This is a genomic window from Actinomadura chibensis NBRC 106107 (assembly GCF_001552135.1).
In the GTDB taxonomy this organism is placed as follows: Bacteria; Actinomycetota; Actinomycetes; order Streptosporangiales; family Streptosporangiaceae; genus Spirillospora; species Spirillospora chibensis.
The window spans coordinates 1-9,583 of sequence record NZ_BCQP01000108.1 but is presented as its reverse complement, the minus strand read 5'-3'; the positions used below and the strand labels follow the sequence as shown (position 1 = coordinate 9,583).

At 73.2% G+C, this 9,583-nt stretch carries 8 protein-coding genes; 7 read left to right on the top strand and 1 reads right to left on the bottom strand.

What is annotated here, in order from left to right; genetic code table 11:
* The 7 genes from ACH01S_RS41360 to hpnH form a co-directional block, all read left to right on the top strand.
* Nucleotides 1–881: DUF5753 domain-containing protein (locus tag ACH01S_RS41360; protein WP_306303283.1), on the top strand; the 881-nt coding region annotated here is incomplete at its 5' end.
* 351 nt (nt 882–1,232) lie between these two features.
* Nucleotides 1,233–2,090: a squalene synthase HpnC gene (gene hpnC / locus ACH01S_RS41355; protein WP_067905749.1), complete on the top strand. Its 858-nt coding sequence runs from the start codon at nt 1,233–1,235 to the stop codon at nt 2,088–2,090.
* A gap of 4 nt (nt 2,091–2,094) precedes the next feature.
* A complete protein-coding gene (gene hpnD / locus ACH01S_RS41350; RefSeq protein ID WP_067905748.1) occupies nt 2,095–2,955 on the top strand; it encodes a presqualene diphosphate synthase HpnD in 861 nt (286 codons plus the stop codon).
* A complete protein-coding gene (gene hpnE, locus ACH01S_RS41345; RefSeq protein ID WP_067905745.1) occupies nt 2,952–4,307 on the top strand; it encodes a hydroxysqualene dehydroxylase HpnE in 1,356 nt (451 codons plus the stop codon). Before hpnD ends, hpnE begins: the two co-directional genes overlap by 4 nt.
* On the top strand, nt 4,304–5,314 hold the full coding sequence (locus tag ACH01S_RS41340; protein ID WP_067905743.1) for a polyprenyl synthetase family protein: 1,011 nt from the start codon (nt 4,304–4,306) through the stop codon (nt 5,312–5,314). The genes hpnE and ACH01S_RS41340 overlap by 4 nt, the downstream gene beginning before the upstream one ends.
* A gap of 37 nt (nt 5,315–5,351) precedes the next feature.
* Nucleotides 5,352–7,217, top strand: a complete 1,866-nt coding sequence (gene shc, locus ACH01S_RS41335) for a squalene--hopene cyclase (protein ID WP_067905741.1) — start codon at nt 5,352–5,354, stop codon at nt 7,215–7,217.
* A 49-nt stretch (nt 7,218–7,266) separates the two neighbouring features.
* On the top strand, nt 7,267–8,271 hold the full coding sequence (gene hpnH, locus ACH01S_RS41330) for an adenosyl-hopene transferase HpnH (protein WP_067905739.1): 1,005 nt from the start codon (nt 7,267–7,269) through the stop codon (nt 8,269–8,271).
* A 22-nt stretch (nt 8,272–8,293) separates the two neighbouring features.
* Here the strand turns inward: hpnH and ACH01S_RS41325 are convergent, their stop codons facing one another.
* Entirely contained in the window at nt 8,294–9,142 is an 849-nt protein-coding gene (locus ACH01S_RS41325; protein WP_067905737.1) for an SMP-30/gluconolactonase/LRE family protein, read from the bottom strand.
* Between the last annotated feature and the right edge of the window lie 441 nt (nt 9,143–9,583).

Here is a 9,583-nt window from a genome sequence, read left to right as displayed (position 1 = left end):
CCGTCGCGATCACCGGCATGAGACGGTCCACAGGTCCCCAGGGCGGTGACCCGCTCGTCCCCCGGCTGCTGCTGGCCCGCCGCCTGCGTGAACTGCGCGAGGCGGCCGGGCTGAGCCGGGCCCGCGCCGCGCGGGCGATCGGCGCGTCCGACTCCAAGGTCGGGCGGCTGGAGCTCGGCCGGTCCGGCTGCAAGCCGCGCGACGTGGCCGCCCTCCTCACCGTCTACGGCGCCGACGGCGACGAGCGCACCACGCTGCTCGCCCTCGCCGAGCAGACCAACGCGAGCCCCTGGTGGGCGGACGACGCCGACATCGTCCCGGCCTGGGTGCGGTCCTACCTGACCGCCGAGCAGGCGGCCAGGCTGGTCCGCACGTTCGAGGCCCGGTACGTCCCCGGCCTGCTCCAGACCGAGGACTACGCCCGCGCCCTGTTCCTCGGCGGCAACCCCGGCCCGGACGTGGAGCGCCGCGTCGAGTTCCGGATGCGGCGCCAGCGCGTGCTGCGCCGCCGCCCCCGTCCGCTCAACCTGTGGATCGTGCTGAGCGAGAAGGCGCTGTGGCGCCCGATCGGCGGCCCGGCCACGATGCGGGCGCAGATCCAGCGCATCATCGAGCTGTGCGGGCGGCCGAACGTGACCGTCCAGCTCGTCCCGGACGCGGTCTGCGCCGCCGTCGCGGGCGACGGCCCGCTCACGCTCGTCCGGTTCCCGCAGCAGGGCCTGTCCGACATGGTCTACCTGGAGCGGGCCGGCGGCGCCCGGTACCCGGTGCGGCAGGCCGAGGTCGAGCGGCACTGGCACGTGTTCAACCGGCTGGTGACCGAGGCGTCGCCGCCCGAGCACACGCCGCGGCGGCTGGCCGCCGTCCTCGCCACCTACTGACGCGCCCGCCGCGGCCGCGCCGTCCACCGGACCGGCCCCCGTTCCGGGGTTTCCGGTCGTCCCGTTCCCCCGGTGCCGCCCGCCCGGGTGCCCGCATCCGGCCGCCGGACCATGATCGCGTGCTGAGAATGCGCCATGACAAAGGGTGATCGCGGGCTTGGCCGATCGCATATTCCCGTCTGACCACTTCCGGTCTATATTCATAAAAGACGGATATTCGGGAGGGTCGGCGCGGTTACCAGGGGACGTAGGCCGCATGACCCTCATTGCCCGTGTTTACCGGGCGAGCACCCGGTTTTCGGGCAGCACGGTGTTGACCGCCCCATATGCCGCCGTCCTCGAAGGAACGTCATGTCCGTCAGCGAGCGTTTGTGGAACGAGACAGCGGAACGTCGTTCCCGCGACGAACTGCAGACCGGCGAGAACTTCCCGGTCGCCAGCCGGCTGCTGCCGGCGCGCCACCGCGCGCACCTGCTCAACGTGTACGGCTACGCCCGGCTCGTCGACGACATCGGCGACGAGGCTCCCCCGGACGAGCGGGCCGGGCTGCTCGACCTGGTCGAACGCGACCTCGACCGCGTCTATGCCGGGGAACGTCCGGAACTGCCCGCGATGCGCAACCTGGCGCGCACCGTGGCCGCGTGCGGAATACCGGCCGAGCCGTTCCGCCGCCTCCTCCAGGCCAACCGCCAGGACCAGGACGTGACGCGCTACGCGACGTTCGACGACCTGCTGGCCTACTGCGCGCTGTCCGCCGATCCGGTGGGGCACATCGTCCTGCACGTCTTCGGCGCCGTCACCCCGGACCGGCTCGCCCTCTCCGACAAGGTGTGCACCGCGCTGCAGATCATCGAGCACTGCCAGGACGTCGCCGAGGACCACCGCAACGGCCGCGTCTACCTGCCGCAGGACGACCTCCGCCGCTTCGGCTGCGTCGAGGACGACCTGACCGCCGCCGTCACCCCGACGCGGCTGCGCGGCGTGGTCGCGCTCCAGGCCGGGCGCGCGGCGCGGCTCCTCGCCGAGGGCGCGGCCCTCACCCCCCGGCTCCGCGGATTCGCGCGGGTCGCGGTCTCCGGCTATGTCGCGGGCGGCCTCGCCGCGCTCGCGGCGCTGGACCGAAACGCCTACGACGTGCTGGGCGGCGCGCCGAAACCGAAGAAGTCGCGGTTGCTCGTCGAGTGGTCGCGGACTTTGGGAAGGAGATGAGGAGATGGACGAGGCCAGCGCGTATCGCCACTGCGAGAACGTCGTGCGCACGCAGGCGCGCAATTTCTCGTACGGGATCCGGCTGCTGTCCGCGCCGAAGCGGCGGGCGCTCAGCGCCGTCTACGCCTTCGCCCGGCGGATCGACGACATCGGCGACGACCACGACGCCCCGCCCGATACCAGGCTCGCGCGGCTGGCGGACGAACGCGCGCGGCTCGCCCGCATCGCGGACCACCCGGACGATCCGGTGCTGGTGGCGCTGGCGTCCGCGGCCCGCGACCACCCGGTCCCGCTGGACGCGTTCGGCGAGCTGATCGACGGCTGCGAGGCCGACGTCCGCGGCGAGACCTACGACACGTTCGACGACCTGCTCTGGTACTGCCGCTGCGTGGCCGGTGCCATCGGCCGCCTGTCACTCGGGGTCTTCGGCACCTCCGACCCCGACACGGCGGTGCCCCGGGCGGACGCGCTCGGCGTCGCGCTCCAGCTCACCAACATCCTGCGCGACATCCGCGAGGACCGCGTGAACGGCCGCGTCTACCTCCCCGCCAAGGACCTCGCCAGGTTCGGCTGCACGCTCCACCTGGACGGGGCAGGCCGGTTCACCGACCCGCCGGAGCACCTCGTCTCGCTGATCCGGTACGAGGCGAACCGCGCCGACGAGTGGTACGCGACCGGGCTGGAACTGCTCCCCATGCTCGACCGGCGCAGCGCCGCGTGCGCGGGGGCGATGGCGGGCATCTACCGCCAGGTGCTGAAACGCATCACGGCCGACCCGCTGGCCGCGCTGGAGACCCGGACGTCGCTGCCGACCTGGCAGAAGGCGACCGTGTCGGCGATGGCGATGTCCGGGATCCGGCGATGACCGGCACCGTGCGAAACCCGGTGGGCACCGTGGCGGTCGTCGGCGGCGGGCTCGCGGGGATCACCGCGGCGCTCGCGCTCCAGGAGGCCGGGCTGCGCGCGACGGTCTACGAGGCGCGTCCCCGGCTCGGCGGCGCCACGCACTCCTTCCGGCGCGACGGCCTCACCGTCGACAACGGCCAGCACATCTTCCTGAAATGCTGCACCGCCTACCAGGGGCTCCTCGGCCGGCTCGGCGCGCACGACCTGGTCCGCGTGCAGGACCGGTTCGACGTCCGCGTCCTCACCCCGGACGGCGGCGGCGGGCGGCTCCGCCGCGCGAAGGCGCCGGGCCCGCTGCACCTGCTTCCGGCGCTCGCCGGGTACTCGCTGCTGCCGCCGTCCGACCGGCTGCGGGCGGTGCGCGCGTCGCTCGCGCTCGACCGGCTCGACACCGCCGACCCGGAGCTCGACAAGGCGAGCATGGGCGGCTGGCTCGCCGGGCACGGCCAGCGCGAGCGGGCCCGGCTCGCGCTGTGGGAGCTGTTCGTCACGGCCGCGCTCAACATCAGGCTGGACGAGGCCGCGCTCGGCCCGGCCGCGTTCGTCTGCAAGACGGCGCTGCTCGGCCGCGCGGACGCCGCCGACATCGGCGTGCCCGCCGTCCCGCTCGGGGAGCTGCACGGCACGATCGCGGCGAGGAAGATCGAGGAGGGCGGCGGGAGCGTCCGGCTCGGCGCGAAGGTGACCGCCGTCGAGGACGGGCCGAAGCTGCTGGTCGACGGCTCCCCGGTGGGCGCGGACGCGGTGGTCGTCGCGGTGCCGCACCGGGTCGCCTCGACGCTCGTCCCGGAGGAGGCGTGCCCGGACCGCGCGACATGGGCGGGCCTCGGCTCCAGCCCGATCGTGAACGTCCACGTCGTCTACGACCGTCCCGTCCTGGACGAGCCGTTCGTGGCGGCGATCGACTCGCCCGCGCAGTGGGTCTTCGACCGGACGCGGATCGGCGGCCTCGCCTCCGGCCAGTACCTGGCCGTGTCGGTGTCGGCGGCCGACCGCTGGATCGACACGCCCACCGCCGAGATCCGCGAGGTGTTCCTCGCCGAGCTGGCGCGGCTGTTCCCGGCCGCGCGCGCCGCCCGCGTCACCGACTTCTTCGTGACCCGGGAGCGGCACGCCACATTCCGCCAGGGCCCCGGCAGCGGCGCGCTGCGCCCCGCGTCCGCGACGCGGCTGCCGTGGCTGTTCCTCGCCGGCGCGTGGACCGACACGGGCTGGCCCGACACGATGGAGGGAGCCGTGCGCAGTGGCCTGAGCGCCGCCCGGCTGGTCCGGCGGCACCTGTCCGGCGCGGGCGGGGTGAGCGGACGATGACCGCCGTCCCCGCCTCGATCACCGACGGGCGCGCCCTGGTCGACCAGGCGATGCGCGCCGCCGCCGAGCGCCTCGACCCGTCGATCCGCGAGGTCGTCGCCTACCACCTCGGCTGGACCGACGAGCACGGGCGGCCGGCCGCGGCGGGCGGGAAGGCGCTGCGGCCCGCGCTGGCGCTGCTGTCCGGCCGGGCGGCCGGGGCGTCCTACGAGACGGCGCTGCCGGGCGCGGTCGCCGTCGAGTTCGTGCACGCGTTCTCGCTGCTGCACGACGACATCATGGACGGCGACCGGACGCGCCGGCACCGTCCCGCCGCGTGGACGGTCTTCGGCCCGTCCGCCGCGATCCTCGGCGGCGACGCCCTGCTCGCGCTGTCGGAGGAGCTCCTGCTGGACGAGCACACGCGCGGCGCGCACTGGGCGGCCCGCGCGCTGACCGCCGCGACGCAGCGGCTGATCTCCGGCCAGTCGTTCGACCTCGGCTTCGAGCGGCGCGACGACGTGACGCTCGACGAGTGCCTCACCATGGCCGCGGACAAGACGGGCGCCCTGCTCGCCTGCTCCTGCTCGATCGGCGCGATGCTCGGCGAGGGCCCGACGGACCTCGTCACCGAGCTGACCGGGTTCGGCTCCGAGATGGGCCTCGCGTTCCAGCTCGTGGACGACCTCCTCGGCATCTGGGGCAGCCCCGACACGACGGGCAAGCCGGTGCTGTCCGACCTGCGGGCGCGCAAGAAGTCGCTGCCCGTCGTGTTCGCGCTGAACGCGGGGACGCCCGAGTCGGCGCGGCTCGCGGAGCTGTACGCGCGTCCCGGGACGGCGTCCGAGGACGACCTGCGCGAGATGGCCCGGCTGGTCGAGGCGGCGGGCGGGCGCGCCTGGGCCGCCGCCGAGGCGGACCGGCGGATCGCGTCCGCGGAGAAGCACCTCGGCGCCGCGGGGATCGACGAGCACGTCCGCGCCGAGTTCCGCGACATCGCCCTCTTCGTCACCGAAAGGGACCACTAGCCCCGGCCCACCACACGCGGACAGTAAGGAGCGCTGAATGACCACGACCGACGTGTCCGGACTCACCGGTGCCGCCGCTGCCGCCGCCGAAGCGGCCCGCGACCACCTCCTCCGCCTCCAGTCGCCGGAAGGCTGGTGGAAGGGGGAGCTGGAGACGAACGTGACCATGGACGCCGAGGACCTCCTGCTCCGGCAGTTCCTCGGCATCAGGTCCGCCGCGGACACCGAGGAGGCGGCGCGCTGGATCCGCTCGCAGCAGCGCGAGGACGGGACGTGGGCGAACTTCCACGGCGGGCCGCCCGACCTGTCGACCTCGATCGAGGCGTACGTCGCGCTGCGGCTCGCCCGCGACCCGGTCGACGCCGACCACATGCGCCGGGCCGCCGCGTACGTGCGGGAGTCGGGCGGCATCGAGGCCAGCCGGGTCTTCACCCGGATCTGGCTGGCCCTGTTCGGGCAGTGGTCCTGGGACGACCTGCCCGTCATGCCGCCCGAGCTGATGTTCCTGCCGAGCCGGGTCCCGCTGAACGTGTACGACTGGGGGTGCTGGGCGCGGCAGACGATCGTCCCGCTGACGGTGCTCGGGTCGCTGCGCCCGGTGCGGGCGCTGCCGTTCGACCTGCCGGAGCTGCGCAGCGGCGTCCGCCCGGTGAAGGAGGAGCGGGGCTGGGGACGGTTCTTCACCGGCCTCGACCGCGTCCTGCACGTGTACCAGAGGCGCCCGGTCGGCCCGCTGCGCCGGGCCGCGATCCGCCGCGCCGCCGACTGGATCATCGCCCGGCAGGAGGCGGACGGCTGCTGGGGCGGCATCCAGCCGCCCTGGGTGTACTCGCTGATGGCGCTGCACGAACTCGGCTACGGCCTCGACCACCCGGTGATCAAGCGGGGCCTGGCCGGGCTCGACCGGTTCACGATCCGGGACGAGAAGGGCCGCCGCCTGGAGGCGTGCCAGTCCCCGGTGTGGGACACGGTCCTCGCGATCAACGCGCTCGGCGACGCGGGCGTCCCGGCCGACGATCCGGCGCTGCGCCGCGCCGCCGCCTGGGTGGTGGCCGAGGAGGTCCGCGGCCTCGGGGACTGGGCGGTGCGGCGGCCGGACGTCCCGCCGGGCGGCTGGGCGTTCGAGTTCGACAACGACATCTACCCCGACACCGACGACACCGCCGAGGCGATCCTCGCGCTCCGCAAGGTCGAGCTGCCCGAGGCGGAGGAGCCGATCCGGCGCGCCGTCCGGTGGCTGGAGGGAATGGCGTCCCGGGACGGCGGGTACGGCGCGTTCGATGCCGACAACACGCGAGAGCTGTGCACCAAACTGCCGTTCTGCGACTTCGGCGCGGTCATCGACCCGCCGTCCGCGGACGTGACCGCCCATGTCGTCGAGGCCCTGGCGGGGGAGGGCCTCGCCGAGTCGCGCACGGTCAAGCGGGCCGTGGTGTGGCTGCTCAGGGCGCAGGAGGCGGACGGCTCGTGGTTCGGACGCTGGGGCGCCAACCACGTCTACGGCACGGGGAGCGTCGTCCCCGCGCTGGTCGCGGCGGGCGTCCCGGCGCACAAGCCGCCGATCCGCCGCGCGGTCGCCTGGCTGGAGGCGCACCAGAACCCGGACGGCGGCTGGGGCGAGGACCTGCGCTCCTACGACGACCCGGCGTGGATCGGGCGGGGCGAGTCGACCGCGTCGCAGACGGCGTGGGCGCTGCTCGCGCTGCTCGCGGCGGGGGAACGGTCCGGGGCCGTGGACGCGGGCGTCCGCTGGCTCGTCGACCACCAGCGCCCGGACGGCACCTGGGACGAGGACCAGTTCACCGGCACGGGCTTCCCCGGCGACTTCTACATCAACTACCACCTCTACCGGCTGGTCTTCCCGATCAGCGCCCTCGGCCGCTACCTCGGCGGCGCGGCATGACGCGCCCGGCGGAGACCACCGAGTCCACCCTGCCAAAGGAGGTCCGACCATGAGCATGCCGATTCGCCAGAGCCTTCGCATCGGGACCTATATCCTCCGCAACAAAATGCGAGGCAGGGAGAAGTTTCCGCTCATCGTCGAACTCGAACCGCTTTTCGCGTGCAATCTCGCGTGCGCCGGGTGCGGCAAGATCCAGCACCCGCACGACGTCCTCAAGAAGCGCATGCCGGTCGAGCAGGCGGTCGCCGCCATCAAGGAGTGCGGCGCGCCGATGGTGTCGATCGCGGGCGGCGAGCCGCTCATGCACCCGCAGATCGACGTGCTGGTGGCCGAGCTCATCAAGATGAAGAAGTTCGTGTTCCTCTGCACGAACGCGCTGCTCATCCCGAAGAAGCTCGACAAGTTCAAGCCGTCCCCGTACTTCGCGTGGGCGGTGCACATCGACGGGCTGAAGGAGCGGCACGACGAGTCGGTGTGCAAGGAGGGCGTGTTCGACGACGCGGTCGCCGCGATCCGCGAATGCCAGCGGCGCGGGTTCCGCGTCACGACGAACACGACGTTCTTCAACACCGACACGCCGCAGACCGTCATCGACGTCCTGAACTACCTCAACGACGACCTCAAGGTCGACGAGATGATGATCTCGCCCGCGTACGCCTACGAGAAGGCGCCCGACCAGGAGCACTTCCTCGGCGTCCAGGAGACGCGGGAGCTGTTCCGCAAGGCGTTCGCCGACGGCCGCCGCAGAAAGTGGCGGTTCAACCATTCGCCGCTCTTCCTGGACTTCCTGGAGGGCAAGGCCGACTTCCCGTGCACGGCCTGGGCGATCCCGTCCTATTCCCTTTTCGGGTGGCAGCGCCCCTGCTACCTGATGTCGGACGGCTACGCCCAGTCCTACAAGGAACTCCTGGACGAGACCGACTGGGACTCCTACGGCCGCGGCCGCGACCCGCGCTGCGCCAACTGCATGGCGCACTGCGGGTACGAGCCGACCGCCGTGTTCTCCACGGTCGGCTCGTTGAAGGAATCCCTGCGGGCGATCCGCGAGAAGTGACGGCGGGCCGCCCGTGGCGAGGTCACGGGCGGCCGACGCCGGGGACGTCCACCTCCACGGCCTGCACCTGCCCGCTGCCCGGCGCGACCGGCTCCGGCTCCGTCATTCCGCGCCATTCGGCGGCGACGACGAAGAGCGTCCGGCCGTCCGGGCCGCCGAGGGCGCAGGCGAAGCCGCCCCGGTCCAGGTCGACCGCGTCCAGGACGGCCCCGCCCTCGGCGACCCGGACGCACCGCCGGTTCGGGACGTCGGCGTACCAGACGGCGCCCTCCGCGTCGAGGCAGATGCCGTCCGGCGCCGCGCCCTCGCCGAGGTCGGCCCAGACGCGCCGGTTCGCCAGGCCCCCGGCGCCGTCGATATCGAAGGCCAACAGGTGATGCCGGTAGGAATCCGCGACGATCAAGGTCGAGTCGTCCGGGGTGACGGCCATTCCGTTGGGAAAGGCGATGTCGTCCGCCACTTCGCGCACCGACCCGTCTGAGGCGGCGACCAGGACGACGCTTCCCGGTTCCGCTATCTCGCCGCTCATCGGGTCGAATCCGATCCTGTTGACGTAGGCGTTTCCCTTTCCGTCAAGGGCGATGTCGTTCCAGCCGGGCCTGCCGAGTTCCGCGTGGACGGCGAGGGAGCCGTCCGGTTCGCGGCGCAGCAGCCGCCCGTCCGCCGACGAGACGACGAGCAGGCGCCCGTCCGGGCGCCAGGCGGTGCAGAGCGGCAGCGACGGCACCCGCGCGACCACCTCGCTCTCCCCGTCGAGCCCGACCGCGACGACCTCGCCCGCCGTCCAGTCGGAGAAGTACAGCCGGTCGCCGTGCCAGCGCGGCGACTCCACCAGCCCGTGCCCGGTGAGCAGCGTCCTGACCTCGCGCATCGTCGTTCCCCCTCCGTCTCGCGCGCGGGCCCGGCGGCCCGCGTCCCACCCCCTACACGAACGGGGACCGCCCGGATCGACAGCCGCGGCCGAACGAGTTTCACCGCGCACTGGTATAGCCGCTGACTTCCCCATTTCCGGTAAATCCGCGCCGCCGCGGGGGCTTTCTATTTCCTACGGTTGGCCAAAATGTGAAAGGTGAAAAAGTAGAACTTCACACCGCCTTGTGGGGCGGGTACGTTGTCTCCGGAATGCTCCCGAGGTCGTGTGATCAACGTGACCTGCCCGCCGGTAGAAAAGGCGTGCCTCCCATGAAGCTCCCCGCCGCGTTTTCCCGTTCGCTGCGTACGCCCGCCGTGGTCACCGCCATGGCGGTCGCGGCCGCGCTCCCCGTCCCCGCCGCGGCGGCGGCGCCCGTCCCGGCCGGTCCGGCCGCGGCGC